This is a genomic window from Longispora fulva, assembly GCF_015751905.1.
Lineage (GTDB): Bacteria > Actinomycetota > Actinomycetes > Mycobacteriales > Micromonosporaceae > Longispora > Longispora fulva.
Genome location: NZ_JADOUF010000001.1, coordinates 6,975,951 through 7,002,113, shown reverse-complemented (window position 1 = coordinate 7,002,113; position 26,163 = coordinate 6,975,951). Strand labels below are relative to the sequence as shown.

Annotated in this window: 24 protein-coding genes; 17 read left to right on the top strand and 7 right to left on the bottom strand. The window is 72.0% G+C overall.

Features of this window, described 5'->3' with window-relative positions; genetic code table 11:
* Positions 1–50: 50 nt before the first annotated feature.
* On the bottom strand, positions 51–980 hold the full coding sequence (locus IW245_RS32250; protein ID WP_197006888.1) for a DUF4349 domain-containing protein: 930 nt from the start codon (positions 978–980) through the stop codon (positions 51–53).
* Positions 981–1,050: 70 nt separating this feature from the next.
* Between IW245_RS32250 and IW245_RS32245 the strand changes: the two genes are divergently transcribed.
* From IW245_RS32245 to IW245_RS32235, 3 genes are read left to right on the top strand one after another with little or no spacing between them, the layout of a single operon-like run.
* On the top strand, positions 1,051–1,647 hold the full coding sequence (locus tag IW245_RS32245; RefSeq protein WP_197006887.1) for an MBL fold metallo-hydrolase: 597 nt from the start codon (positions 1,051–1,053) through the stop codon (positions 1,645–1,647).
* A 1-nt stretch (position 1,648) separates the two neighbouring features.
* Entirely contained in the window at positions 1,649–2,392 is a 744-nt protein-coding gene (locus tag IW245_RS32240) for an SCO6745 family protein (RefSeq protein WP_197006886.1), read from the top strand.
* A gap of 49 nt (positions 2,393–2,441) precedes the next feature.
* Positions 2,442–3,380: a GNAT family N-acetyltransferase gene (locus IW245_RS32235; RefSeq protein WP_197006885.1), complete on the top strand. Its 939-nt coding sequence runs from the start codon at positions 2,442–2,444 to the stop codon at positions 3,378–3,380.
* A gap of 110 nt (positions 3,381–3,490) precedes the next feature.
* Here IW245_RS32235 and IW245_RS32230 read toward each other — a convergent pair whose 3' ends face one another.
* Positions 3,491–3,934, bottom strand: coding sequence for a gamma-glutamylcyclotransferase (locus tag IW245_RS32230; protein ID WP_197006884.1), 444 nt, complete (start codon positions 3,932–3,934; stop codon positions 3,491–3,493).
* A 75-nt stretch (positions 3,935–4,009) separates the two neighbouring features.
* Here IW245_RS32230 and IW245_RS32225 point away from each other — a divergent pair, with 75 nt between their 5' ends.
* Entirely contained in the window at positions 4,010–5,398 is a 1,389-nt protein-coding gene (locus IW245_RS32225) for an NAD(P)H-quinone dehydrogenase (protein ID WP_197006883.1), read from the top strand.
* Positions 5,399–5,517: 119 nt separating this feature from the next.
* On the opposite strand, the gene IW245_RS32220 is transcribed toward IW245_RS32225, so the two are convergent.
* A complete protein-coding gene (locus IW245_RS32220; protein ID WP_197006882.1) occupies positions 5,518–7,383 on the bottom strand; it encodes a hypothetical protein in 1,866 nt (621 codons plus the stop codon).
* 83 nt (positions 7,384–7,466) lie between these two features.
* Here IW245_RS32220 and IW245_RS32215 point away from each other — a divergent pair, with 83 nt between their 5' ends.
* Genes IW245_RS32215 through IW245_RS32205 form a run of 3 tightly spaced genes read left to right on the top strand, consistent with a single transcriptional unit; the run spans position 7,467 to position 9,985 of the window.
* Positions 7,467–8,093 (top strand): hypothetical protein, encoded by a 627-nt coding sequence (locus IW245_RS32215; RefSeq protein ID WP_197006881.1) that lies wholly within the window; start codon positions 7,467–7,469, stop codon positions 8,091–8,093.
* Positions 8,080–9,207, top strand: a complete 1,128-nt coding sequence (gene solA, locus IW245_RS32210; protein WP_197006880.1) for an N-methyl-L-tryptophan oxidase — start codon at positions 8,080–8,082, stop codon at positions 9,205–9,207. Before IW245_RS32215 ends, solA begins: the two co-directional genes overlap by 14 nt.
* The gene (locus tag IW245_RS32205) at positions 9,191–9,985 is read left to right on the top strand and encodes a class I SAM-dependent methyltransferase (protein ID WP_197006879.1); all 795 of its coding nucleotides are present in this window, start codon (positions 9,191–9,193) and stop codon (positions 9,983–9,985) included. Before solA ends, IW245_RS32205 begins: the two co-directional genes overlap by 17 nt.
* Positions 9,986–9,992: 7 nt before the next feature.
* Here IW245_RS32205 and IW245_RS32200 read toward each other — a convergent pair whose 3' ends face one another.
* Positions 9,993–11,246 (bottom strand): amidohydrolase, encoded by a 1,254-nt coding sequence (locus IW245_RS32200; RefSeq protein ID WP_197006878.1) that lies wholly within the window; start codon positions 11,244–11,246, stop codon positions 9,993–9,995.
* Positions 11,247–11,730: 484 nt separating this feature from the next.
* Here IW245_RS32200 and IW245_RS32195 point away from each other — a divergent pair, with 484 nt between their 5' ends.
* Both IW245_RS32195 and IW245_RS32190 read left to right on the top strand, forming a co-directional pair.
* Complete coding sequence (locus tag IW245_RS32195; RefSeq protein ID WP_197008789.1) at positions 11,731–13,539, top strand: serine/threonine-protein kinase; 1,809 nt, start codon at positions 11,731–11,733, stop codon at positions 13,537–13,539.
* A gap of 32 nt (positions 13,540–13,571) precedes the next feature.
* Positions 13,572–15,218, top strand: coding sequence for a phospho-sugar mutase (locus IW245_RS32190; protein WP_197006877.1), 1,647 nt, complete (start codon positions 13,572–13,574; stop codon positions 15,216–15,218).
* Between the two features lie 61 nt (positions 15,219–15,279).
* Here IW245_RS32190 and upp read toward each other — a convergent pair whose 3' ends face one another.
* Positions 15,280–15,912, bottom strand: coding sequence for a uracil phosphoribosyltransferase (gene upp, locus IW245_RS32185; RefSeq protein ID WP_197006876.1), 633 nt, complete (start codon positions 15,910–15,912; stop codon positions 15,280–15,282).
* Positions 15,913–15,957: 45 nt separating this feature from the next.
* Here upp and IW245_RS32180 point away from each other — a divergent pair, with 45 nt between their 5' ends.
* The 8 genes from IW245_RS32180 (at position 15,958) to IW245_RS32145 (ending at position 24,892) form a co-directional block, all read left to right on the top strand.
* Complete coding sequence (locus IW245_RS32180; protein WP_197006875.1) at positions 15,958–16,302, top strand: MmpS family transport accessory protein; 345 nt, start codon at positions 15,958–15,960, stop codon at positions 16,300–16,302.
* Between the two features lie 41 nt (positions 16,303–16,343).
* Positions 16,344–17,276, top strand: a complete 933-nt coding sequence (gene deoC, locus IW245_RS32175; protein WP_197006874.1) for a deoxyribose-phosphate aldolase — start codon at positions 16,344–16,346, stop codon at positions 17,274–17,276.
* The gene (locus IW245_RS32170) at positions 17,276–18,694 is read left to right on the top strand and encodes an aldehyde dehydrogenase family protein (protein WP_197006873.1); all 1,419 of its coding nucleotides are present in this window, start codon (positions 17,276–17,278) and stop codon (positions 18,692–18,694) included. The genes deoC and IW245_RS32170 overlap by 1 nt, the downstream gene beginning before the upstream one ends.
* A complete protein-coding gene (locus IW245_RS32165) occupies positions 18,687–19,502 on the top strand; it encodes an aldehyde dehydrogenase family protein (protein WP_197006872.1) in 816 nt (271 codons plus the stop codon). The genes IW245_RS32170 and IW245_RS32165 overlap by 8 nt, the downstream gene beginning before the upstream one ends.
* Before the next feature lie 159 nt (positions 19,503–19,661).
* Positions 19,662–21,296 carry an enoyl-CoA hydratase-related protein gene (locus IW245_RS32160; protein ID WP_233472744.1) on the top strand — a complete coding sequence of 545 codons (1,635 nt, stop codon included), beginning with the start codon at positions 19,662–19,664 and terminating at the stop codon, positions 21,294–21,296.
* Between the two features lie 136 nt (positions 21,297–21,432).
* Entirely contained in the window at positions 21,433–22,350 is a 918-nt protein-coding gene (locus IW245_RS32155) for a SatS C-terminal domain-containing protein (RefSeq protein ID WP_372445279.1), read from the top strand.
* Positions 22,351–22,384: 34 nt separating this feature from the next.
* Positions 22,385–24,502, top strand: a complete 2,118-nt coding sequence (locus tag IW245_RS32150; protein ID WP_197006870.1) for a transposase — start codon at positions 22,385–22,387, stop codon at positions 24,500–24,502.
* Between the two features lie 6 nt (positions 24,503–24,508).
* A complete protein-coding gene (locus IW245_RS32145; RefSeq protein WP_197006869.1) occupies positions 24,509–24,892 on the top strand; it encodes a roadblock/LC7 domain-containing protein in 384 nt (127 codons plus the stop codon).
* A 273-nt stretch (positions 24,893–25,165) separates the two neighbouring features.
* Here IW245_RS32145 and IW245_RS32140 read toward each other — a convergent pair whose 3' ends face one another.
* Together IW245_RS32140 and IW245_RS32135 are read right to left on the bottom strand one after the other, a co-directional pair.
* On the bottom strand, positions 25,166–25,771 hold the full coding sequence (locus IW245_RS32140; RefSeq protein WP_372445278.1) for a GTP-binding protein: 606 nt from the start codon (positions 25,769–25,771) through the stop codon (positions 25,166–25,168).
* A 1-nt stretch (position 25,772) separates the two neighbouring features.
* A complete protein-coding gene (locus IW245_RS32135; RefSeq protein WP_197006868.1) occupies positions 25,773–26,138 on the bottom strand; it encodes a DUF742 domain-containing protein in 366 nt (121 codons plus the stop codon).
* Between the last annotated feature and the right edge of the window lie 25 nt (positions 26,139–26,163).

Genomic DNA, 26,163 nt, shown 5'->3' with positions numbered 1-26,163 from the left:
GGTCCCCGGTGGTCGCGACTGCGGGAGGTCGCGACCACCGGGAGGCGAGGTCAGTCCGCGCTCCGCCCGGCCGGAGCCGGCGGAGCGGTGAGACCGGTCGACGGCGGCGGAGCGGCTGGGCTCGTCGCCGCCGACAGCCCCCGGCTCCGACGGCGCCACCACAGCAGCCCCACCACCGGAACCGCCAGCACCACCAGGAACGGCAGCAGCGCACCGAACACCGTCGCCGCCGCGTTCAGCACCGCGGTGAACCCCTTCCATCCGGACCTGAGCCCGGCGAGGAACCCGGTTTCCGGCTCCTTCTTCGGCTTCTCCGCCACGACCGGGGCCGGCCCGATCAGCTTCACCGTGATCGTGGACAGCGTCACCTGATCGTCGAGGGTGCGCTTGCGGGCCTCCAACGAGGCCAGTTCGCCCTCGCGCTTGGCGAGCTCCGCCTCGATCGAGGTGATCTCCGCGAGGCCGCTGGCCTTGTCGAGCAGGCCCCGGATCCGCGCCACGCTGGCCCGTTGGGCGATGATCCGGGCGTCCACGTCGACGACGGCCGTGGTGACGTCCTCCGTCTTGATCTCGCGGGACTCCTCCTTGCCGAGCTTGGCGATCTCGGTGACGGTGGCGTAGAAGGCGGCGGACGGCACCCGCAGGGTCAGGGTGGCCGTCGGCGCGCCGTGTCCGGTGCCGCGCTGCTCGCCACCGACGAAACCCCTGGCCCGTTCGGCGATGGCCGCGGCGTCACCGGCGGCGGTCTCCATCGACGGTACGGTCAGCGTCATCGTTCCGGTGTAGATGATCGAGCGGGTCGTGACGTCGGCCGGGGCCGGTGCTCCGTTGACGGGCGGGGCGGCGTCCTTGGCGGGCGGGGCGGCGGCGTGCGGTCCGGCCGCTGGCGCCTCGACGCCGTGGTCGGAGGTGGAGGAGGCGGAGGAGCAGCCGGTCAGGGCCACCGCCAACAGGGGGATGACTATCCACTTGGTACGCATGTCGATGGGATGTGCCGCACAGGCACCCGGTTCCGCCCGGGCGGTTGCGAGTCGGCATAGGCTAGGTCACATGGAGCTCACGAAGTACACCCATGCCTGCGTCCGCCTGGAAGAGGACGGCGGCGTGCTGGTGGTCGATCCGGGGGTCTGGGCGGAGCCCGAGGCACTGGTCGGCGCGCACGCCGTTCTCCTCACCCACGAGCACGGCGACCACGCCGACCTCGACCGGCTCCGCGCGCTCGACGTGCCGATCTTCGCCCCGGAGGGCGCGGACCTCGACGGTCTGCCCGTGACGTCCGTGCGGCTCGGCGAGGAGTTCACGGCTGCAGGGTTCCGGGTCCGGGCGGTGGGCGGCGAGCACGCGAAGACGTACGGCGGGCTGCCGGCGTGCGCGAACCTGGGCTATGTGGTGGACGACCGGGTCTACCACCCGGGTGACTCGTTCGCGCTGCCCGAGCAGTCCGTGGAGACCCTGCTGCTGCCGCTCGGTGGCCCGTGGTGGCACCTGGACGCGGCGATCGACTTCGCGAGGACCGTCAAGGCCGAGCGGACCATCCCGATCCACGACGGGATGTACGCGGAGCGGGCCCTGCCGACCTTCGACGGCTGGCTGCACGAGTTCACCGACGTGGGCTACGTCCGGGTCCGACCCGGCGACACGGTCTGACATGACCCCGGCTGAGGCGGCGGCCGCCCTGAAGGCCCCGGTGTACACGGTGGGCGCGGCCTTCGGCGAGTGCCCGCAGACGTTGCGCCGGGCCCGCGCCATGGGCCTGACCGGCTGGGGCTTCTACGTGGCCGGCCGCGGCGGGGTGCTCGGCGACGTCCGCCCGGAGGTGGTGGCGAGCGCGCTGGGCTTCATCGCGCTGGACGCGGTGCGCGACGGCTGGCACGCCGCGCGGCGGACGGCCCGGCCCACGGACATCGCGGACGCGAGCCTGGCCGAATGCTGCCGGTGGGGCACGGAGCGGCTGGGGTCGTTCGGCGGGGTGCTGCGGCTGGCGGAGCTGGCGGAGCGGGTCGTGGCGGCGGCGGACGCCTCGGGGCTGACACTGTTCGAGGCGTGGCGGTCGACGCCGGCTCCGGAAGACGCTCCCGGGGCGCGGGCGGCGGTGGCCCTCCACCTGCTGCGGGAGTTCCGGGGCGGGGTGCACCTGCTCGCGGTCCGGGCGGTGGGGCTGACCCCGATCGAGGCGATCGTGGCGGGGCCGGAGGGCGCGGCGGGGGCGATGGCGTTCGGCTGGCAGCCGCCGTACCCGGAGATTGTTCCGCTCTTCCGGCGGCGGGCGAACGCCGAGGTGCTCACCGACCGGCTCGCCGGGGACGCGTTGCTGGCGTTGACCGCCACGGAGCGTGCCGAGCTGGTGAGACTCGTCTCCGCCGCACGCGACGAGGTGGCCCGCAAGCCCTGAATTGTGAAATCTGGTGGACGACACGGTGTTACGGGACTTCACTGGGAACATGAGCGTTTTTCCCACGGGGTTCACGACCGCCCGCCCGCACCTGGACGACGTCCCGGAGATCCTCACGATGCTGCACGCCAGCGACATCGCGACGATCGGTTTCCCCGACTTCGACGAATCCCAGGTGACGGAGGTGCTCACCGCCAGCGGGTTCGACCCGGAGGCCGACTCGTGGCTGGTCCGGGATCCGGACGGCCGCCTGGTGTGCTGGGGCTACCTGGAGGACGGCGACGAGGAGATCTTCTGCGAGGCCTACCAGCATCCGGACGAGGCCGACCTGCAGAGCACCATGATCGACCTGTTGACGGCGCGGGCGGTGCGGCGGGCCCGGGAGAAGGGGATGACCGAGCTGCGGCTCGCGGCCGGCGCGGTGCCGGGCACCGAGGAGCGCTACATCGGCGTCCTCGCCGAGCGCGGTTTCCTCTTCACCACCCAGCACGCCCGGATGTCCCGGCCGCTGGACGGCGACGAGAAGGCCCCGGTGCCGCCGGAGGACGTGGTGATCCGGGTCATGCGCCCCGAGGAGCTGCGCCAGTTCGACGACATCGCCGTGACGACGTTCAAGGACACGGCGCACCCGCTGCACCGGTCGTTCGAGGAGTTCCAGGCCACCCTGACCGGCGAGGTGCCGTGGGACGAGTGGCTGGTCTGCGAGGTCGACGGGGAGATGGCCGGCGTGCTGCGGTCGTCCAACCAGGCACTGGACCGCAACGAGGGCTGGGTGCGCACCCTGGGCGTGCTGCCGGCGCACCGGGGGCGCGGGCTGGCCAGGATGCTGCTGGAGACCGCGTTCTCGATCTACGCGGAGAAGGGCCGGGTGGCCGTGGGGCTGGGCGTGGACACGACCAACCCGACCGGGGCGTACCGGCTGTATGAGTCCCTGGGCATGAAGCCGTCCTACGTGGCGAACATCTACAAGCAGACGGTGACCGTCTAGGGCCATCTGTCCTCGCCGGCGGCCCTTGTCCCCCAGGCCGCCGGCCGCACCCGGCACCGGGGCCTCGCCCCGGTACCCGCATGCGCCCCGCGCCCGGGCGTGTCGACCGCCTAGTGCGCCGGCCGGGCCCGCAACGCCGCCACGTAGTCGTCGGGCGCCCCGGCCTTCTCGGCCGCGGTGGCGATCTCCGACAGGTACCACGCCGAGGGCAGCCCACCCTCGTAGCCGGTGAAGACGTACAGCCACGCCGTGTACTCGCCCTCCAGGGTCGCGACCCGGACGTGCAGCTTGCGGTACGTGTCCGACGCCACACCCTCCAGGTCGTCGAGCGCCTGGGCGTCGAAGGAGTGGATGTCGTAGAGCGCGACGAACACCTGGTCGCCCGGGGACTCCACCAGGGTCGCCACCGAGCCCTCTGGCCCGATCTCCTTCTCCCCGGCGAAGGTCAGACGCCAGCCTTCCAGCCAGCCGGTCCCCACCATCGGGGAGTGCGGGCAATAGGCCCGCATGCGGCCGGGATCGAGATTTGAGCCATACGCTGCGTACATCGGCACCAGCCGACGATAGCTTGAATTGCCGTGGTGGAGAATAAGCCTGGCCGGCAGTCGAGTTGTTTGGAGAGTTGGCTTGTGTCTCGCATCGTGATCATTGGTGGCGGCCCGGCAGGGTACGAGGCCGCGCTCGTCGCCGCCCAACTCGACGCCGACGTGACGGTGGTGGAGGCTGACGGGGCCGGTGGGGCCTGTGTGCTGTCCGACTGCGTGCCCTCGAAGACCTTCATCGCGTCCTCGGACGTCGTGACGTCCATGTCCGCGGCGCCCGCGCTCGGCGTGACCGCTGGCCCGGCGGTGGTGGACGCCCAGGCCGTGTACAGCCGGGTGAAGCACCTCGCCATCGCCCAGTCGGAAGATATCCGGGCAAAGCTCTGCAAGGTGGGCGTCGACTTCGTGCACGGCCGGGCCCGGCTCGGCAGCGACGCGCTCGGCCACACCCACCGGGTGGTGATCCAGCCAACGAACGGCACGGAGTACACGGTCGAGGCCGACATCGTGCTGCTCGCCACCGGGGCCACCCCCCGGGTGCTGCCGGACGCCGTGCCGGACGGGGAGCGCATCCTCACCTGGCGCCAGGTGTACGACCTGCCCGACCTGCCCGAGAAGCTGATCGTGATCGGCTCGGGCGTGACCGGCGCGGAGTTCGCCAGCGCGTACAACGCGATCGGGGTGGACACCACCCTGGTCTCCAGCCGCGAACGGGTCATGCCGCACGAGGACGCCGACGCGGCCGCCGCGATCGAGCGGGTGTTCCGCGCCCGGGGCATGACGATCCTGGGCCGGTCCCGCGCCGACAAGGTCACCCGCACGGCGAACGGGGTGCTGGTCGAGCTCGCCGACGGCCGCAAGGTCGAGGGCAGCCACGCGCTGATGGCCGTCGGCTCGGTGCCGAACACGGAGGGCCTGGGCCTCGCCGAGTACGGCGTGAAGACCGACCGGGGCTACATCACCACCGACCGGGTGTCGCGCACCAACGTCCCGGGCATCTACGCCGCCGGCGACGTCACCGGCGTCCTGCCCCTGGCCAGCGTCGCGGCCATGCAGGGCCGGATCGCGATGTGGCACGCCCTCGGCGAGGCCGTCTCCCCGCTGCGGCTGCAGACCGTCGCCGCGAACGTGTTCACCGACCCGGAGCTGGCCACCGTCGGCGTCTCCCAGAACGACGTGGACACCGGCAAGGTCCCGGCCCGCGCCGTGATGCTGCCGCTGGACGGCAACGCCCGGGCCAAGATGACGAACATCACCGACGGCTTCGTGAAGATCTTCTGCCGGCCGGCGTCGGGCCTGGTCATCGGCGGTGTCGTGGTGGCCCCGAAGGCCAGCGAGCTGATCCTGCCGATCTCGCTGGCCATCGAGCACCACCTGACGGTGTCCCAGCTGGCCCAGACGATCACGATCTACCCGTCGCTGGCCGGCTCGCTGGCCGAGGCCGCCCGCCAGCTCATGCAGCACGAGTTCGTCTAGGCCGACGCTGCCGCGGCCGGGGCGGGCACGTCCCGGCCGCAACCTTCGACGGTTACGGCGACACCTCCCCCGGCATCGAACGGCGGTTCGCGGCGCACGGCACCGGGGTCGCCACGTGGTCAGCGGCGCGCGGCGGCCGCCCGGACGGTTTCCGCGTACGCCGGGTCGGTCCGGTAGCCGCCGTGGCCGTGGATCGGGCCGGTGAACTCCATCGGGTCGACGAGCCGCCGGTTGTCGGCGGCGGACACCGGCCCGGCCAGCGGGTCGGTGTCCCGCCACAGGTTCACCCACGGCGCGGTCACCCGGGCGAGCACCCCCGGGTTGAACCAGGCCGGAAAATACCTCGCATACACCCTGGTCAGCGGCGAGCCGTGCGTGACGAGCCCTGCCCCGTCCGGCCGGGACGCGCCGAGGTGCAGCAGCGCGGCGAAGGACAGCACCGAGCCCTGGCTGTCGCCCACCACGACGACGTCCCCGAGGTCCCGGATCCGGCCGGCCAGCTCCGGGACGGCCCGTTCGGCGTAGCACGGCGGGGCCAGCGGATGGGCGGCACGCGGCCAGAACGTGCCGATGTCCCACAGCGCGCCCACGGTCCGGCGCACGGTCTGCGAGCTGTACGCCCACAGGCCCAGTGCCATCAGGGCCAGCACGGCGGCCCCGATCAGCCAGGTGCCGGCGTTGACGGCCCAGACGAGAGCCGTGGGCACCCGGGCGTCGGCGAGGGCCAGGCCGGTGGCGGCCAGCGCGCCGAGGAGCAGGGGCACGTAGGCGCCGAGCAGGAGCGGCCGGGCCGACTCGGTGAGCCGGGCCCCGCCGATCGCCGCGTCGATCCTGCCGGCCCGGGCCGGGTCGCCCACCCGTCCGCCGGGGAAGTCCCGGTCGGTGACGGCGCGCGCGGCGGCCCGCTCCCGGCGCAGTACCCGCAGCGCGATCAGCACCACGGCGACGCCGACGAGCAGGGCGAGATCGAACCCCAGAGCCGTCCACTTGTACGCCGCCGGCAGCACCGGATCCCCCGGCAGCACCCCGGCCACCCTGTGCCCGAGCCCGGAGTTGAACAGCGCGGTGACCCACAGCGCGTACGAGCCGACGAGGGCCGGGGTGCGCCCGGCGCGCAGGGCGAGGAGCAGCAGGAGCGCCGACTGGGCGGCGAACAGCCAGGTGACCGTGGCGGCGTACCCGGGCAGGGCGCCGGGGTGCCGGGGCTCGGGGGGCGCGAACGCGGCGTACCCGATGACGATGGTCGCGACGAGGAGTCCGGCGGTCCGCAGGACGCCGGCGAGCGGTGCCGCCCACCGGGCCGGCGCGTTGGTGTCCTGCATCCCGGGCAGCAGCACGGCCACCCCGGTGCCGGCGAGCACCGCCACCGCCGCCCACCTGCCCCAACCCGGACCGGGCACGACGGCCCCCAGGGTCGCGAACGCCGCGCCGACGTGCAGCGCGCGGCCCACGCCGACCAGGGCCCGACCGTCCCAGAAGGAGGGCTCGCCGAAGCCGTCGCCGTTGGGCGGGTAGGACTCGTAGTGGATCCAGGTCCGCCGGCCGAGATACCAGAGCAGGCCGATCGTGGCCGCCGTGCCGAGCGCGCCGCCCGGCACCCACCGGCCGCCGCCGCGCTGCCAACCGAGCAGGTCGATCGTGACCCCGCTGATCCCGAGCACGAACGTGCCGGTCAGCGACAGCGCGAACAACCGGCACAGCCCCGCGCCGCGCTTCCCGGCCGGCCGGAGCCAGATCGTCAGGTTGGCCAGCGTGAACGGCAGGAGCAGCAGCCACAGCGTACGCGCGGCCGCGCCGGAGTTCAGGCTGCCCCAGCGGTAGGCCTCCAGGTCGAACCCTGCGGCGCCGCGCGGGTCCTCCGGCGGGGTGGGCCGGTAGAAGCCGGCGTCGGCGTCACCGGCGACCCGGGTGGCGTGTCGGCGGCCGAGGATCTGCTCGGCGGGGTGCCCGGCGACCCCGTGCACGCGGAGTTCGGTGACAGACATACTCAGAGTGTCCAGGATATCGACGCAAAGAGATAGATCACCTATGCTTGCCGAACCAATCCCTGTCGGCAGGGGGCTACCGGGTGACGGAACCGAACTGGGTCATCACGTCCGTCGTGGGTGCCGTGATCGGTGTGCTCGTCGTCCCCTTCTACCGCGTACTCCTCTATCCCTTTCGGAGACTGCGCAGACATCCGCTCGGCGGGCTGTGGTATTCCTACAGTTACAGCTTCATCGACGGCCGGCTGCATCTGCGGCACGGCACGTTCCACGTGCGTTCCGGGGTGCTCCAGCGCTATGTGGTCAGTCGCGAGAATTTCGGCCGGTACCCGCCGCCGACTTTCGGTCCGGCCCCGCCGCCGTTGCGCTATCGGGGCACGGTCTACGAGGAACACGACCACTACGTGATGGTCTTCCAGGGGCGTACGCACACCGAAACTCTCGTCTACCGTTTCGTGAATCGGATCCCCTCCAACGCTGGCATCATCCCCGGCATCTGGCTGGCGTACGACCACGATCTCAATCCGGCGGCCGGCACCGCGATCATCAGCCGCGAACCGCTGGCCGCCGAGACCGTGACCAGCCTCTTGCGCTCCTGGGTAGTATTCGAGAAGGGCGCGTTTCACATTCGTAAGACCCCTGCCCGGCACGCCCCCAAGCAGCCTGCGGAGAGCGCGCAGGGGGAAGCCGAGAATCATGAGGACTATTAACGCTGACGTCGTCGTCGTCGGACTCGGCGCGATGGGGAGCCAGACCCTGTGGCGCCTCGCGCAGCGCGGCGTGAAAGCCGTCGGCGTCGAGCAGTTCGACATCGGACACTCCCGGGGCGCGAGTCACGGCGAATCACGGATCATCCGCACGGCGTACGCCGAGGGGGCCGCGTATGTGCCGCTCCTTCTCGACTCCTGGCGGCTGTGGGCGGAGCTCGAAAAGGATTCCGCCACGACTCTGCTCGACCGCACCGGTGGCCTGATGCTCGGCCGGGAGGACTCGCCGGCGATCACCGGCTCGATCGCCTCCGCGGAGGAGCACGGCCTCAAATACAGCGTGCTGAACGCGCGCGAGTTGCACCGGCTCTATCCCCAGCACCGGGTGTCCGAGGACATGATGGCCGTCTTCGAGTACGACGCGGGCATCGTCTACCCCGAGAAGGCCGTCCACGCGGCCGTGGACGCCGCCGTGGCCCTCGGCGCACGGGTGGTCCGGGGCACGGCCGCCTCGGTTGAACCCGGCCGCGTGGAGCTGGCCGACGGCACCACGATCACCGCCGGGCACGTGGTCGTCGCCGGCGGCGGCTGGACCCCCCGGCTGGTGCCCGGCCTCGCCCCGCACCTGCGGGTGGTCCGCCGGGTGGTCGGCTGGTTCGCGGCGACGGCTGCCTACTCGCCCGACCGGTTCCCGGTGTTCATCCGGATGGACGAGAGCTGGGAGCACAACTGGTACGGCTTCCCGGCCATCGACGGCGCCGTCAAGGTCGGGCTGCACAGTTGGCCCGGCATCGACGAGCCGGTCGACCCGTCCGGCGGGGTCCGCCCCCCGGACGCGCTGGACGCCGCCCGGCTGGGCGACATCGTCGCCGACACCCTGCCCGGGGTCGACCCGCGGCCGCTGCGCATGGCCACCTGCATGTACTCGCTCACGCCCGACCGGCACTTCCTCGTCGGCGCCCGCGACGGCCTCACCGTCCTGGGCGGCTTCTCCGGGCACGGGTTCAAACTGGCCCCCGCCATCGGGGAGGCCGCCGCCGGGCTGGCCGTCGACGGGGGCTCCGACCTCGCGATCGACCTCTTCGACCCCCGGCGGTTCGATGACCCAGGACGTTAACTACGACGACGGGCTCTACGTCGGGTACGATGACGGCCAGTCGCTCCCGCCGGCCACCACAGAGCAGCTCCTCGCCGAGTTCACGTCCCACGCCCCGGCACACCGTCCCCTGACAGCCCTGGACCTGGGCTCCGGCACCGGCCGGTTCAGCGCCGGGCTCGCCGACCGGTTCGGCGGCATCGTCTACGCGGTCGAGCCCTCCGTGCAGATGCGGCTCCTGGCCGCCGCCCGGCGGCCGCACCCCCGGGTGCACCACCTCGCCGGCAGCGCCGAGCGCATCCCGCTGCCGGCGGCCTCCTGCGACGTCGCGCTGCTGTTCCTCGTCTACCACCACGTGGCCGACCGGCCCGGCGCGCTCGCCGAGATCGCCCGCGTACTGCGCCCGGGCGGCCGGGTGCTGCTCTGCGGGAACTTCGCCGGCCGGCCGTCCCCGAGGGCCTGGTCGCCGTACTTCCCGCGGGCGCACGAGGTCGAGGAGGGCGGGCTGCCCACCCTGGAGGAGACCGAGAAGGCGGCGCTCCGGGCCGGGTTGTGCCTGGTGGGGCTGTGCACGCTCACCCTGGAGATCGCGCCGGACCTGTCGGCCTACCTCGACCGGATCCGGCACCGGGCGGTGTCGGCGTTCCGGCACCTCACCGAGGTGGAGCTGACCCACGGGATGAACCAGCTCGCCGCGGACGCCGCGGCACTCCCGGCCGCGCCGGTGACCAGTGCCGTGGATCTGTTGGTGCTGGGAGCGGCCGACGCTGGCCGGCCGCTCCCCACCCGTAAAATATGAAAGGTTTTCAGGCTGTTGCCGCTGCTGCGAGAGCCGTGTGCGTCAGGACTCTGATGCCGTAGCCGATCGCGCGCTCGTCGACGTCGAAGCCGCTCTGGTGCAGGTCGACGACCTTGCCGGAGCCGGGCACGCCCACCCCTAGCCGGGCCAGCGCGCCGGGCACCTGGTCGAGGTAGAACGCGAAGTCCTCCCCGCCCAGGCTGATCTCGGTCTCGACGACCTGGTCGGCGCCGAGCGCGGCGCTGGCGGCCCCGGCCAGGACGGCGTTGGCCATCCGGTCGTTGATCGCCGGCGGCACGCCCCGGGTGTACTTCACATTCGCCTTCGCCCCGGTGCCCGCCAGCGCGTCGTGCACCAGCTCCGTGACCAGGTCGGGCAGGGTGCGCCACACGTCGCGGTTGAGCACCCGCACCGTGGCCCGGGCGAACCCGGTGTTCGGGATCGCGTTGGCGGCCTCGCCGGCCCCGATCGCGCCGAACACCATCACGAGCCCGGCCCGCGGGTCGACCCGCCGGTTGAGCAGCGCCGGCACGTCGGTGACCATCTTCGACAGGGCGTTGACCAGGTCGACCGTGAGGTGCGGCCGGGAGGTGTGCCCGCCGGGGCCGGTCAGCTCGACCTCGAGGATGTCGGCGGCGGCCGTGATCGGGCCGGGCCGCACCCCGAGCAGGCCGACGGGCAGCCGCGGGTCGCAGTGCAGCGCGTAGATGGCGCTGACGTCCTGGAGCGCGCCGAAGCCGATCATCTCGGGGGCGCCCTGCGGGGTCTTCTCCTCCGACGGCTGGAAGATCAGCCGGACCCGGCCGTCGAGCTGGCCGTCCCGGGCGAGCTGGGCCAGCGCCAGGCCCGTGCCGAGCACGACGGTGGTGTGCACGTCGTGTCCGCAGGCGTGCGTGACGCCGTCGCGGGTCGACCGGTACGGCACGTCCTTGATGTCGGGGAGGGGAAGGGCGTCGAGATCCGCTCTGAGTGCCACGACCCGGTCACCCTCGCCGATGTCACACAGCAGCCCGTTGCCCCGGGGGAGCAGTCTCGGCGAGAGGCCGGCCGCGCGCAGCTTCTCGGCGACGAGCTCGGCCGTGCCGAACTCCTGACCGGACAACTCGGGGTGGGCGTGGATGTGCCGACGGGTCGCCACGAGTTCGGCACCGTGCGCCGCGAGCCAACGGTCGAGTTGGCCGGGCAGCGGATCGGAGCCGACGAGGCTGTCGGAGTGGTCGGAGGGCCAGGATGACGTCAGCGTGCTCAGTGCGCTCGTCACTGTCGTTTCTCGATTTCCGGTCGGGACCAAGGAATATGTTCTTTATAACGTCCGATCCCCGTCCCGGTCACGCTCCGCAGGTGAAGTATCCATAACATGGGAAGAAAAAGGTCATGATCTAACTACGGTGAGTAGTTTTGGCCGGGGGATCGCTCAACACTAACCGTTACTCATGGGGCGACAAGCGGACACTATGTGCGCCCCTTTGCTTGTCGGATGGCCGATAATTCCAGCTACGATCGTCGCCTGCCCGACATCGAGCCGCATCACGCGGTCACGCGGTCGGGACCAAGCGGCGCGATACCACCCTGCGTGTCAACCAGATCGACGCATCGTCAAGTAGTGCGACGATTTCGGCTCCCGATTTCGCATCCGGGCGGTCTTCTAGGACACTAGGCGCGTTGGGTTCGGGAGGAACGACCACGTGACGACTGAGGCACCTAGCACCCCCGGCGTGGCTGGCACCACGGTCGGCGGACGGTACATGCTCCGTGCCGCCGTCGGCAGTGGAGGCATGGGCACCGTCTGGCGTGCCTACGACCAGCTACTTCGCCGCGATGTGGCCATCAAAGAGGTTCTGATCCCGGTCAACATGGCCAAGACGGACCGCGATGTCCTCATCGAACGCACCCTGCGCGAGGCCCGGGCCGCCGCGGGGCTCAACCATCCCGCCGTCGTCCGGATGTACGACGTCGTGACCGACGGCGGCCGCCCCTGGCTCGTCATGGAGCTGCTGGCCGCCCGCAGCGTCGCCGAGATCGTCACCGAGGACGGGCCACTCACCGCCCGGGCCACGGCGAAGATCGGCCTGGCGATGCTCGGCGCCCTGGAGGCCGCGCACGCCGCCGGCATCCTGCACCGCGACGTGAAGCCGGCCAACGTGCTGATCAGCGGCGACGGCCGGTGCGTGCTCACCGACTTCGGGGTCGCCCGGCTCACCATGGAAAGCGACCTCACCACGCCCGGCATGGTCCTTGGCTCCCCGCACTACATCGCGCCGGAGCGGGCCATGGGCCAGGCGTTCGGGCCGCCCAGCGACCTGTTCTCGCTCGGGGTGACGCTGTACACGTCCGTGGAGGGCGGGCCGCCGTTCGACCGGGGCGACCCGATCGAGACCATGCACGCCGTCGTGCAGGCCCAGCCCGAGCCGCCGCGCAACGCCGGCCCGCTGGCCGCGATCCTGTACGGCCTGATGGAGAAGGACCCCCGCCGTCGCTGGGATGTCGCCCGCACCCGGGCCGCGCTCCGCGAACTCCTCGACGGCCCCCTGTCACACCGGCAGCCTCCGCCCGAGGAGACCGACCCGCACGCCGTGCTCCGGATGGCCCCGCCGCCGAAGCCGGTCTACCAGCAGCCCGACGGCGTCATCGGTGGCCGGGCCATGCTCGCCCCCGGCGAGACCCCGGCGCAACGGCACGCCCGGATGGCCGCGCAGTCCCGGCCGGCGGCCGAGGTGCCCGACGTGGCCACCGGCGCCGCGCCGACCGTCGCGCCGACCGGGGACCAGCAGACGATCAACCTGGCCGACCGGCCGGCCTGGCAGCAGCACGGCGTGCCGGCGCAGACCCAGGGCGGCTATCCGGGCGCCTCGGACCAGGGCGGCTACGCCGGCGCCCCGGATCAGGGCGGCTACCCCGGTGCTCCGGATCAGGGTGGCTACCCGCACAGCGGGGCCGCCGGGCTTCCGCCCAGGTTCGCGCTGCGGCCGGTGACGCGGAAGTACCCGAAGTGGCTGGTGCCCGCCGGGGCCGCCGCAGCTGTGGTGCTGCTGCTCGTCGTCGGCGCGGTCGTGCTGTTCTCCGGCTCCTCGGACAAGCCCGACGCCAAGCCGTCGGCCACTCCGAGCGGTCCGGGGTTCGCAACGGTCGCGTACCAGGACCCGCGCGGATTCTCGCTCAACGTGCCGACCAACTGGGAGAAGTCCGGCCCGGGCAACTCGTACTTCGACTTCACCGAGCCGAACAAGACCGGCCGGCGGATCCGGGTCAACGTGGAGACCGCGACCAACGCGCACCGCTGGGCGGAGGTCGCCGCGAACGGGCTGCACACCCGCACCGAGGTCTGCCCGAACTTCATCCAGCTCGGTCTGAAGGACACCACCCTGTCCGGACTGCCGGCAGCCGAGCTCGACTACACCTGCGGCCAGGGCGACACCCTGCGGCGCGGGCTGTGGCGGGGCGTCGTCAAGGACGGCAAGGTCTACCACTTCTACCTGACCGTGCCGGCCGCCCGGTTCACCGAGAGCCTGCCGATCCATGAGGAAATGGTCAGATCCTTCAAGCTGGGAACCTGAACCGATCTTCGCAAATATGCCAGCATTGCTCCATGAACCTCGACGTGGAGCGGCTGCGTGCCCAGGCTGAAGAGTGGCTGGCCGACGACCCAGACCTGATCACGAGTTCCGAGCTGTCCCGGCTGCTCGCCGGGCTGCCCGGGACAGCCGCTGAACTCGCCGACCGGTTCTCCGGGCCGCTGACCTTCGGCACCGCCGGCCTGCGCGGCCCGCTGCGCGCCGGCCCGAACGGCATGAACCTCGCCGTCGTGCGCGCCGCCGCCGCCGGGCTCGTCGGCTGGCTCGCCGAACACGGCGCCACCGGCCCGCTGGTGATCGGCTACGACGCCCGGCACGGCTCGAAGATGTTCGCCGAGGAGACCGCCCGGGTGTGCACCGGGGCCGGCCGCCGCGCGCTGCTGCTGCCCGACCACCTGCCCACCCCGGTGCTCGCCTACGCGGTCCGCGCGCTCGACGCCGCCGCCGGGGTGATGGTCACCGCGAGCCACAACCCGCCACAGGACAACGGCTACAAGGTGTACCTGGGCGCGCAGCTCGGCGGCATCGTCGGCGCCGGCGCGCAGCTCGTGGCCCCCGCCGACGCCGAGATCGAGCACGCGATCCGCGCCGTGGGTCCGTTGGCCGACGTGCCGTTGGGCCAGCCCGGCGAGGTGCTGGGCCCGGACCTGCTCGACGGGTACCTGGCGGCGGCGGCCGGGGTCGTGGAGGCGGAGTCGCCCCGGGAGCTGGCCGTGGCGTACACGCCGATGCACGGCGTGGGCGGGGCGGTGCTCGGTGCGGCGTTCACCCGGGCCGGCTTCGCCGCCCCGGCCGTCGTCGCGCTGCAGGCCGCCCCCGACCCGGACTTCCCGACCGTGGCCTTCCCGAATCCGGAGGAGCCCGGGGCGATGGACCTGGTCACGAACCTGGCCCGGGAGGTCGGCGCGGACATCGCCATCGCCACCGACCCCGACGCCGACCGGTGCGCCGTCGCGATCCCCACCCCGACCGGGTGGCGGACCCTGCGCGGCGACGAGGTGGGCATCCTGCTGGCCGACCACCTGATCCGCCGGGGCGTGCGCGGCCGGTACGCGACGACGATCGTGTCGTCCTCGATGCTGCGCGCACTGTGCGAGAAGCGCGGCGTGCCGTACGGCGAGACGCTGACCGGCTTCAAGTGGATCGTCCGGGCCGGCGAGGACCTGGTCTTCGGCTACGAGGAGGCCCTCGGCTACTGCGTGGCCCCGCACATCGCCCGCGACAAGGACGGCATCACGGCCGCGCTGACCGTCGCGGAACTCGCCGCCGGGCTGCGCTCCGAACTGCGCGGGCTGGGCGACCGGCTGGACGAGCTGGCGAGCGAGTTCGGCTGCTACGTGACCGACCAGCTGTCGGTGCGGGTCGACGACGTGTCCGAGATCGCCGACGCGATGGCGCGGCTGCGGGCCAAGCCGCCGACGACGCTGATCGACGAGCCGGTCCGGGTCGAGGACCTGATGCCGGACAACGACGTGGTGATCCTGCGCGGCGACGGGTTGCGGGTCGTGGTGCGGCCGTCGGGGACGGAGCCGAAGCTGAAGGCGTACCTGGAGGTGGTGGAACCGGTGCACGACGGCGACGTGGCGGCGGCGCGGCAGCTCGGGTCCGCCGCCATCTCGGCGTTGCGCACGGAGATGGCGGCGGCACTCGGTATCTGGTGACGCTTCCGGCGGGCGGATGCCCGCCGGAAGCGAAGAGCCCCAGAATGCGGGTTAGGACGGCCTAGAAGCGGGGCATGCCGCCGAACTGGCGGTCCCCCGCGTCGCCGAGGCCCGGGACGATGAACCGGTGCTCGTTGAGCCCCTCGTCGATGCTCGCCGTCACGATCCGCATCGGCAGCCCGCTCTCGTCGAGCCGCCGCAGCGCCTCCGGGGCGGCCAGCGCGCACAGCACCGTGATGTCGGTGGCGCCCCGGTCGCACAGCAGCCGGACGCAGTGCTCCAGCGAGCCGCCGGTCGCGACCATCGGGTCGAGCACGATCACCGGCTTGCCGGTCAGGTCGGCGGGCAGCGACTCCAGGTACGCGCGGGGCTCGAAGGTGACCTCGTCGCGGGCGAGCCCGACGAAGCCCATCGAGGACTCCGGCAGCAGGCTCAGCGCGGCGTCGGCCATCCCGAGACCGGCCCGCAGGACGGGTACGAGCAGCGGCGGGTTCGCCAGCGCGATGCCGTACGTGTCGGTGACCGGGGTACGGATCGCGGGCCGGTCGACGGCGGCGTCGCGGGTCGCCTCGTACGCGAGCATCGTCGTCAGCTCGTGCAGGGCGGCCCGGAAGGTCGCCGAGTCGCTGCGCTCGTCGCGCATGACGGTGAGGCGGGCCTGGGCAAGGGGGTGTTCGACTACGAGGACATCCACGGACTCAGGCTAGCGGGTGATCGGCCTCACGGTATCTTGTCCGCCATGTCCTTCCTGCGAATCGGCGTGCTGTGCGCCGCCGTGGCCGTGACCGGTGCCTGTGGCGGCCGGGAACCGATGCGCGAACACACGGTCGTCTACGAGGTGTCGGGGCAGGACACGGCCGAGGTCGCCTACGTCAATGACAAGGCGGAACTGATCAAGGGCCAGGTGGTGGCCCTGCCGTGGACGCTGACCATCAAGGCCCGGACCGGCGCCTACGTCTCGGTGCTCACGAACGGGGCCGGCGACGGCGCGCTGGTCTGCGTCCTCAAGGTCGACGGGGCGGTGGTCAGCACGAAGAGCAGCACGGACGTACCCGTGGTGAGGTGTGACACCACACTTGGCTGAGCCGGGTGTGCCCGTAATGTCCCCGCACTAGACTCCGGGACATGACGGCGTTGTTAACCAGTCCCTCGAATGCGACTTTACGCGCGTTTCTCCACGGTCTCCCGGGAGTTGACGCCGTCGGGCTGGAACAGAGGGCCGCTGGCCTCGGTACCCGCTCGATCAAGACGACGGCGAAGGCGTACGCGCTGGACCTCGCGCTGCGGATGGTCGACCTGACGACCCTGGAGGGCGCGGACACCCCGGGCAAGGTGCGCGCGCTGTGCGCCAAGGCGATGCGGCCGGACCCGAGCGACCCGGACTGCCCCTCGACGGCGGCGGTGTGCGTGTACCCGAGCATGGTCGCAGTGGCCCACGAGGAGCTGAAGGGCTCCGGGGTGCACCTGGCCAGCGTCGCGACGGCGTTCCCGTCCGGGCAGGCCCCGTTGAACGTGAAACTCGACGACACCCGGGCGGCCGTGGCGGCCGGCGCCGACGAGATCGACATGGTGATCAGCCGGGGCGCGTTCCTGGCCGGCGACTACCTGCACGTGTACGACGAGATCATGGCCGTGCGCGAGGCATGCGGCGACGCACACTTGAAGGTGATCCTCGAAACGGGTGAGCTCGCCACGTACGACAACATCCGCCGGGCCTCCTGGCTCGCCATGATGGCCGGCGCGCACTTCATCAAGACCTCCACCGGCAAGGTGTCCCCGGCGGCCACCCTGCCGACGACGCTGCTGATGCTGGAGGCGGTCCGCGACTACCGGGACGCGACGGGTACGAAGATCGGCGTGAAGCCGGCCGGCGGGATCCGGACGAGCAAGGACGCGATCAAGTACCTGGTGACCGTCAACGAGATCGCCGGCCCCGACTGGCTGGACCCGGACTGGTTCCGGTTCGGCGCGTCCACCCTGCTCAACGACCTGCTCATGCAGCGCCACAAGCTCCGGACCGGCCACTACTCCGGCCCCGACTACATGACGGTGGACTGATGTTTACCTACGCTCCCGCCCCCGAGTCCACGGCGATCGTCGACCTGAAGCCCAGCTACGGGCTGTTCGTCGACGGGAAGTTCACCGACGGCTCCGGCGCGTTCAAGACGATCAACCCGGCCACCGAGGAGGTCCTCGCCGAGGTCGCGCTCGCCGACGAGGCGGATGTGGACCGGGCCGTGGCCGCCGCGCGCAAGGCGCACAAGAAGTGGTCGAAGATGCCGGGCAAGGAGCGGGGCAAGTATCTGTTCCGGATCGCCCGGATCATCCAGGAGCGCTCCCGCGAGCTGGCGGTACTGGAGTCCCTGGACAACGGCAAGCCGATCAAGGAGTCCCGCGACGTCGACGTGCCGCTGGTCGCCGCGCACTTCTTCTACTACGCCGGCTGGGCCGACAAGCTGTCCTACGCCGGCTTCGGCCCGGACCCCAAGTCGCTCGGGGTCGCCGGCCAGGTCATCCCGTGGAACTTCCCGCTGCTGATGCTCGCGTGGAAGATCGCCCCGGCGCTGGCCACCGGCAACACCGTGGTGCTCAAGCCGGCGGAGACCACCCCGCTGACCGCGCTGCTGTTCGCGGAGATCTGCCAGCAGGCCGACCTGCCGCCGGGCGTGGTGAACATCGTGACCGGGGCCGGCGCGACCGGCGCTGCCGTGGTGAACCACCCGGACGTGAACAAGGTGGCGTTCACCGGGTCGACCGAGGTGGGGCGGCTGATCGCGCGCAGCGTCGCCGGTACCAAGAAGAAAGTGACCTTGGAACTGGGCGGCAAGGCCGCCAACATCGTCTTCGAGGACGCGGCGCTCGACCAGGCCGTCGAGGGCATCGTCAACGGGATCTTCTTCAACCAGGGGCACGTGTGCTGCGCCGGTTCCCGGCTGCTCGTGCAGGAGTCGGTGGCCGACCAGGTGCTCGACGCGCTCAAGCGCCGGATGGCCACCCTGCGGGTGGGCGACCCGCTGGACAAGAACACCGACATCGGCGCGATCAACTCCGCCGAGCAGCTGGCCAGGATCACGGCGCTCGCCGAGATCGGCTCGGCCGAGGCGGAGCGCTGGTCGCCGCCGTGCGAGCTGCCGTCGAAGGGCTTCTGGTTCGCGCCGACCATCTTCACCGGCGTCACCCAGGCACACCGGATCGCCCAGGAGGAGGTGTTCGGCCCCGTGCTGTCCGTGCTGACGTTCCGCACCCCGGCCGAGGCGGTCGAGAAGGCCAACAACACCCCGTACGGGCTGTCGGCCGGGATCTGGACCGAGAAGGGCTCCCGGATCCTGTCGATGGCGGACAAGCTGCGCGCCGGTGTTGTCTGGGCCAACACGTTCAACAAGTTCGACCCCACGTCGCCGTTCGGCGGCTACAAGGAGTCCGGCTACGGCCGGGAGGGCGGCCGGCACGGCCTGGAGGGGTACCTCGATGTCTGACCGGCTGGCGGTTCTCAAGACCTACAAGTTGTACGTGGGGGGCAAGTTCCCCCGCAGCGAGTCAGGACGGACGTACCGGGTGCAGGACTCCAACGTCGCCAAGGCGTCGCGCAAGGACGCCCGGGACGCGGTGCTCGCCGCCCGGGCCGCGGTCAAGGGCTGGGCCGGCACCACGGCCTACAACCGGGGCCAGGTGCTCTACCGGATCGCCGAGATGCTGGAGGGCCGCCGCGACGAGTTCATCGCGCTGGGTTCCACGCCGGCCGAGGTGGACGCGGCGGTGGACCGCTGGGTCTGGTACGCCGGCTGGACCGACAAGATCGCCCAGGTCGTCGGCGGCGCGAACCCGGTCGCCGGGCCGTACTTCAACCTGTCGGCACCGGAGCCGACCGGGACAGTGGCGGTCGTCGCGCCGTCCTCGCCGCTCCTCGGCCTGGTCAGTGTGATCGCCCCGGCGATCGCCACCGGCAACACCGTGATCGTGCTGGCTGCCGAGGAGTCGCCGCTAGCGGCGGTCACCCTCGGCGAGGTGATGGCGACCTCCGACGTTCCCGGCGGGGTGGTCAACATCCTCACCGGGTCCGTCGCCGAGGTCGCCCCGTGGCTCGCGTCGCACCTCGACGTCAACGCCCTGGACCTGACCGGGGTGGCCGACCCGGCGCTCGCCGTGGAGCTGGAGATCGCCGCCGCGCAGAACCTCAAGCGGGTCCTGCGACCGTCGACCCCGGACTGGACGGCCGAGCCGGGCACCGCGCGGATGACCACGTTCCTCGAGACGAAGACCGTCTGGCACCCCAAGGGTTCATAGTCGCGTAACGAACACCGGGCACACAGCGTTAGTACTGTGTGCCCGGTGGCGCGTCCGCGCCTGATCTGCGCCAGTTCGATACAGTGCATGATGCAGACTGTGCCAAAGTGGAGTTGTTCTCTTGTCCCTTTCGCGTAGTCATCCGTACGCTCTGTATTCGTGCGCATACTCCTCCTGGTTTCCGCGTTCAACGGCCTGACCCAGCGGGTCTGGGACGAACTCAGAACAAAAGGCCATCACGTCACCGTCGAGCTCTGCCTCGACTCCGAGCAGGTCACCGACGCCGTGCACGCAGCGCAACCGGACCTGGTCCTCTGCCCATTTCTGAAGGAGAGGGTTCCCGCCGAGGTCTGGCGGAAGTGGCCGACGGTCATCATCCACCCCGGCCCGGTCGGCGATCAGGGTCCGTCCTCTCTGGACCGGGCGATCATGGAGGCCGTGCCCGTCTGGGGGGTCACCGCGCTCCAGGCTGTCGAGGAGTTCGACGCCGGCCCGATCTGGGCGCACCGCACCTTCCCGATGCCGACCGAGCCGGTCCGCAAGTCCGCGCTCTACGGCGGCTTGGTCACCGAGGCGGCCGTCGAGTGCGCCCTGGAGGTCGCAGAGAAGGCCGCCGACCCCGGATTCCACCCGGTCCCGCTCGCCGAGGCCCCCCGCCCGGTGCCCGGCACCAGCTCCCGCCCCGTCGTCCAGCAGGCCGCTCGCAGCTTCGACTGGGCCGACGACGCCGCCGACATCGTCCGGAAGATCCGCGCCGCCGACGGCTTCCCCGGCGTGCGCACGGTCCTCAACGGCACCGAGGTCAGCGCCTTCGACGCCCGGCTCGCCCCGCCCGGCACGGCACCAGGCGAGCCCGGCCAGATCGTCGGCCGCCGCAACGGGCACCTGCTCGTCGCCGCAGGCAAGGGCGCGGTCTGGATCGGCCAGCTCCGGCTGCCGCGCGGGATCAAGCTGCCGGCGACCACGGTGCTGCCGGTGCACGCGCCCCGGGTGTCCGACGGCCCGCGCGAGATCCGCTACCGCCGGCGCGGCCCCGTCGGCGAGCTGACCTTCACCTTCTACAACGGCGCGGCCGGCGTGGAGCAGTGCATGCGGCTGGAGGCCGCCCTGCGGCACGCCGCGGGCCAGGACACCCGGGTGCTCGTCCTGCGGTCCGGGCACGACGTGTTCTGCAACGGCATCCACCTCGGCGAGATCGAGGCAGCCGCCGACCCGGCCGCTGCGGCCTGGGCGAACATCCGGGCGATCAACAACGTGTGCCGGGCGCTGCTGGAGTCCACCGGCCAGCTGACCATCTCGGCCTTCACCGGCAACGCCGGCGCGGGCGGCGTGATGATGGCCCTCGGGGCCGACGTGGTCACGGCCCGGTCGGGCGTCGTGCTCAACCCCTACTACGACATCGGGTTGTACGGCTCGGAGCTGCACTCCCTCACCCTCCCCCGCCGGGTGGGCCAGGAGGCGGCGCTGGAGCTGCTGGGGGCCAAGCTGCCCGTCGGGACCGAGCGCGCGATGAAACTCGGCCTCGTGGACCTGGTCGGGCCGGGCGTGCCCGCCGAGTTCGACGGCTGGCTGGCGTCCCTCGCCGACCGGTACGCGGAACCGGGGGCCTGGCGCAACATCGTCGACGCCCGGCACACCGGCGACCGGCCACTCGACTACTACGAGGCCAGGGAGCTGGCCGAGATGGCCGTGGACATGTACGACGACCGCAGCGGGTTCGCCGCCGCACGCGACTCGTTCGTCCACAAACGGCGTCCGGCGGAGACCCCGGCGAAGCTCGCCTGCCGGCCCTGACAACGGTGTCGGGGGCCCGCCTTACCCGATGTTCCGGGTTTGGCGGGCCCCTCGTCCGTGTGTTTGTGGCCGGCAAGGACTAAGGTGCGAAGTCGCGAGCCTCAGTTGGCGAGCGCCTGAGCGCCCAGACGGTAGGGTGGCGGGGACCACTGGTGGCATCGGTAGCGGAGTTGTGGACAACGCTGTGGATAACGAGTTTGAGCGCACCGAGCAGGTAGACGAGTTCTGGGCGGATGTCCGGATTCAGCCGGTGTGCGTGGCGCTGCCCGCCGGAGTGGGTTACACCCTCCGGGCGTATCGGATGTCCGACGAACTCCCCGAGGCGACGGAAGAGGAGACCTCGGACGACGAGGCCGCCGAGACCGACGAGCTGGTCACCAGGGTCGACGACGGCGACGAGCCCGTGGCGCGCCGCCGGGTCGTCCGGGGCGAGGAGAAGGCCGAGGTCGACCACGACGGGGACGACGACGTCGACGCCGAAGAGGCCGACTACGACGAGCCGGACCCGAAGGACTTCGAGGACGGGCCCGAGGACGACGAGGACGCCGAGCCGGCCGAGCCCGTGGTCGAGGAGGTTCCGCTCTTCCTGTCTCGCAAGGGCAAACTGCTGCTCTTCCGTACGGTGGAGGGGCTCGCGGCCTTTGTCGGCTCCGACGCGCCGCACGACCTCGCCGGCCTGGAGGAATGGGACACGGTCGCGGCCAAGCTGACCGTCGAGCAGCTGGTCCCGACCGAGGACGACAGCTACGAGCTGGACCTGGTCGTGGAGAACCTCCGGGGCGGCCACGACGCCTGGGACGCCGACCTGCTGATCTCGGCCGGCGAGCTCACCCGGGACCTGGCATACGCCCTGCGGCTCGAGTCGGTGCGGACCTCGATCTCGGCGGGTTCCCCGCTCGACGATCTTGACGAATCCCTCCGCAAGAGTGTCGAAGGTGGAATCGGCGGGTTCCTCGCCAAGCGGCGTACCAAGAAAATCGGGGCAGAACAGGCAGCTCTCGCCTGGCGCACGATCATTGGGAAGATCTCTGCCGCTACGGACTGGCGCGACTGACCCTGACCAGGGAGCATCGGTGTAGTCCTTGGAGGTGGCATCGTTGGGCGTGTACTGCGGACTGGCACAAGCCGGTGAACGACTCGGCGTCGCGGTTGTCGACGACGCCGGGCGCGTTCTCGCCGTTGTCGAGGTGACGGACGACCCGGTAGGGTACGGCACCGTCGTCGGGCTGCTCGCTGAGCAGACGTCGACGCCAGCGGCCGTGCCGATCGCCGCCGACGCCGAGACCCGGGTCATCGCCCGGCTCTTCGCGGCGGCCGGTCGACTGGTCGCGTTCGCCGACCCGGCCAGTGTCGGCGACCCCGACACCGACGCGCGCGACGAGGCGGGGCACGCCGGCATGCTGGCCAGGGCCCTGCAGCGCGGCGCGTTGCTGCCCACGCCACACCCAGCCCCCCGCGACCTGGCGGCACTCCGCCCGGTGCTCGCGGCGCACTCCGCCCTGATCACCGGCCGGCAGGCCAGCGCCGTCGCCCTGCGCGAGGTGCTCAGGGAGCTCTACCCGGCCGCGCTCCGGGCGTACCGGGACCCGGCGGAACTCATCCCACTCGCCGTCCTCGACTCGCTGCCGGAGCCGGGCCTGCCCGTCCGGGTCAAGCCAGCCCAGCTCGCCGAGAACCTGGTCAACGACGGCCTCGCCGCCAACGTCGACGAGGTCACCGCGTCGATCGAGGCGCTGCGCACCGCCGTGACCGGCTCGCCGCGCAAGGCCGGCCTGGGCCGCTCCACCACGGCAGCCGTGGCCGCCGCCGTGCGCCAGGCCGTCGCAGCCGTCCGCGCCGGGGAGTCCGGGGCCGCCGCCCTGGTCGAGGCGCTCAACGACCGGCTGGAGCCCCCAGGGCTGCCCGGCCGCCCGGCCGCGGCGATAGCGTCCGCCAACCGGACCGCCGCCCCGGCCGCCACGGCGCCGCCGACCCGTCGCCGGGCCCGCCCCGAGCCGGAGCCGGCCGCCGCACCCGCGTCGTTCCCGCCGGCCGAGCCCACGTCCTTCCCCCCGACCGAGTCGTTCCCGCCGGTCGAGGCCTTCCCACCGGCCGCCCAGGCTCCGGTCGAGAAGCTCCCGAGCCGGGCCGGGGGGGCACTGCCACCGCCGCCGCCGGGCATCGTGCCGGTCTTCCCCGGTACGCCGGCCCCGCTGGCCCCCGCGGCATCGGCCACCCCGCCGACCTCCCAGGACTGGCCGCAGCCCAAGCCGACCCTGACGAGCGTCCCCACCCCGTCGACCACCGCGGCCATGCCCGTCGTGCCGGCGGCCTCCCAGGACCTGCCCGCCCGTGGCCGGCGCAACCTGTCGGGCGCGTTCTCGACCACGGGCACCGGTCAGGTCTCCGGCCGCCGCCGGGGCCCGGAGCCCACGCCGCCGGCCCCGGCCGAGCCCGCGCCGTTCACGCCCCGCGTGATGCCGGTGCCGCCGCCCGTCGCGCCGACGATCGTGAACACCCAGCCGACCCTGCTGCCGGCCCCGCCGTCGCCCCCCCAGCAGACTCGGATCGCCCCGCCGTGGCAGTCCGACGACCTGCCGGAGGAGCCCCCGGCGCTCCGCCTGGTCGAGCCGGCCCCCCTGGCCGACCCGGCCCTGCGCCAGGCACCGCCCCCGCCGCAGCCGGCGCCCCCGCGCAAGCCCAGCTTCGCCGAGGGTTCGCTGATGCCGGGCCCCGAGCCCACCCTGAACCTCGACGGCCCCGACTCGCTCGCCCCGGCCCCGCCGGCCCCCGAGGAGCGGCCCCTGCGGCTCGTCGGCGAGCGGGACGCCGGCCGTGCCGGCTCTCGGCGTCGTCCCGCCGCCCGGGCCACCATCGAGCCCAGGACCGCCCCGATCCCCGAGGAGGGCGGCGACGGCGAGTTGCTGATCTTCTCGGCGGCCCGCTCAGCGTGGTTCACCGACCCGAACCCGGAGTCCGAGTTCGAGTGGGGCGGCACAGCCGACGCCGGATGGCGCGCGGCGGACAAGGCCAGCCGACCCGCCGTCGGCGGCACCACCGGCGGCGGCCTGCCCCGCCGGGTGCCCCAGGCCAACCTGGTGCCCGGCAGCGCGGCACCGCTCACCGTGGAACGGCCAGCCCCCGCCCGTCGGGACGCTGCCGAGATCGCGGCACACACCAGTGGATACTTCCGCGGCTGGCAGCGCGGACGCGGCGTCGAAGCATAGGCGGAAGTGGATTTCTACGCGAGCAGCATGGGCTCACTGCTGGGCACGCTCGTCACCGACACCCCAGGGCTGACCCATGCCGTCCTGGCCTCCGTTGAGGGCATTCCCGTGGCCGTGTCGCCCGGGCTGCCGACCGACCGCGCCGAGCAGCTCGCCGGCATCGGGGCCGGGCTGCTGAGCATCGCCAGCGGCGCCGGTCAGGTGATGGGTTTCGGCGCGCCGCACCAGGTGATCGTCGAGATGCAGATGGGGCTCGTGCTGGCGGCTCCGGTCGCGGCCCGGGTCGGGCTGACCATGCTGGCGAACAGCGATGCCGACCGGGAACGGCTCGGATATGAGGTCGGGTTGTTCGTGGACCGGGTCCGGCCGTTGCTGGTGACGCTGCTCTAGGCCGGACGGTCCCGCGCCCGGCGTTCTCGGCTGCGGCACGTCCGCCGTGCCCGGCGGCCTCCCGGGCATCTCTCCGCCTCTGCCGGCAGCCTTTCCGCCTCTGCCCGGCGGCCTCCTGGCATCTCCGCCGCTGCCCGGCAGGTGTCATGCGCCAGGTGCGCCCGCGGCCGTCGCCGTGCAGGAATCTGCGGCCTGGTGCGCACCCGGTGGCCGACCACCGTGGACGACGAACGCCCCGGACTCAGCGAGTCCGGGGCGTTCGCGGTGTTCGGGTCAGACCGGTGCGCCGGCGCGCGGCTTGCGCATCGACAGCACGTACTCGACCAGGGTGATCAGGGTCTGCTTCGTGGACTCCCGGCTCCGCGCGTCCGTGGAGATCACCGGAATGTCGTCCGGGATCGCCAGGGCCTCGCGGACGTCCTGGAGCTCGTGGAAGTTCTGGCCGTCGAAACAGTTCACCGCGATCAGGTACGGCAGCCGGCGGTGCTCGAAGAAGTCGATGGCCGCGAAGCAGTCTGCGAGCCGTCGGGTGTCCACGAGCACCACGGCACCGATCGCACCGCGCACCAGCTCGTCCCACATGAACCAGAACCGGGTCTGGCCGGGGGTGCCGAACAGGTACAGGATGAGATCCCTGTCGATGGTGATCCGGCCGAAGTCCATGGCCACGGTCGTGGTCGTCTTGCCGGGCACGTCCTTGTTGTCGTCGACGCCCACGCTGGCCGAGGTCATGATCGCCTCGGTGGTCAGCGGGGTGATCTCCGAAACCGAGCCCACCAGCGTGGTCTTGCCGACGCCGAAACCGCCCGCGATCACGATCTTCGCGGAGGTCACTCTCTGGGCGGCCGAAGCGTCGTACGCCGCATTCTCGTACGTCACGTCACAGCCTCCGAAGTCCACTCAAAACTCGCTCCAGCAAATCTGTGCCCACTCCGCCGTTGGCATCTATTCCGGAGGGCGCGTGCACCGCAACCAATCCATCGGTCGCCATGTCCGCGACCAGAACGCGTGTGACGCCCAGGGGCAGCGCCATTCTGGCGGAGATCTCCGCCAGGGACTGCAGTCGTCCGGTGCAGAGCCCGGCGATGTGCTGCTTCTCGCTGCCGAAGACGAGGCCCTCGCGTCGACCACGGTCCGTGGTCTCGACGAGTGCCTCCAGCGCGATATCCAGCCGGGGCCTGGTGCGGCCACGGGTGACAGCGTACGGCCTGACCAGTGCTCCGGTCGGCTCATCACGCTCAGCCATGTTGCCTCACTCCCCCGACTCCGTC

Excerpts from the sequence above, each read along its gene's own strand:
- solA (WP_197006880.1), top strand. The coding sequence starts at position 8,080 with ATGAGGACTATTAACGCTGACGTCGTCGTCGTCGGACTCGGCGCGATG.
- IW245_RS32220 (WP_197006882.1), bottom strand. The coding sequence starts at position 7,383 with ATGTCTGTCACCGAACTCCGCGTGCACGGGGTCGCCGGGCACCCCGCC.
- IW245_RS32165 (WP_197006872.1), top strand. The coding sequence starts at position 18,687 with ATGTCTGACCGGCTGGCGGTTCTCAAGACCTACAAGTTGTACGTGGGG.
- IW245_RS32250 (WP_197006888.1), bottom strand. The coding sequence starts at position 980 with ATGCGTACCAAGTGGATAGTCATCCCCCTGTTGGCGGTGGCCCTGACC.
- IW245_RS32235 (WP_197006885.1), top strand. The coding sequence starts at position 2,442 with ATGAGCGTTTTTCCCACGGGGTTCACGACCGCCCGCCCGCACCTGGAC.
- IW245_RS32180 (WP_197006875.1), top strand. The coding sequence starts at position 15,958 with ATGTCCTTCCTGCGAATCGGCGTGCTGTGCGCCGCCGTGGCCGTGACC.
- IW245_RS32205 (WP_197006879.1), top strand. The coding sequence starts at position 9,191 with ATGACCCAGGACGTTAACTACGACGACGGGCTCTACGTCGGGTACGAT.
- IW245_RS32170 (WP_197006873.1), top strand. The coding sequence starts at position 17,276 with ATGTTTACCTACGCTCCCGCCCCCGAGTCCACGGCGATCGTCGACCTG.
- IW245_RS32190 (WP_197006877.1), top strand. The coding sequence starts at position 13,572 with ATGAACCTCGACGTGGAGCGGCTGCGTGCCCAGGCTGAAGAGTGGCTG.
- IW245_RS32240 (WP_197006886.1), top strand. The coding sequence starts at position 1,649 with ATGACCCCGGCTGAGGCGGCGGCCGCCCTGAAGGCCCCGGTGTACACG.
- deoC (WP_197006874.1), top strand. The coding sequence starts at position 16,344 with ATGACGGCGTTGTTAACCAGTCCCTCGAATGCGACTTTACGCGCGTTT.
- IW245_RS32135 (WP_197006868.1), bottom strand. The coding sequence starts at position 26,138 with ATGGCTGAGCGTGATGAGCCGACCGGAGCACTGGTCAGGCCGTACGCT.
- IW245_RS32245 (WP_197006887.1), top strand. The coding sequence starts at position 1,051 with ATGGAGCTCACGAAGTACACCCATGCCTGCGTCCGCCTGGAAGAGGAC.
- IW245_RS32195 (WP_197008789.1), top strand. The coding sequence starts at position 11,731 with ATGCTCCGTGCCGCCGTCGGCAGTGGAGGCATGGGCACCGTCTGGCGT.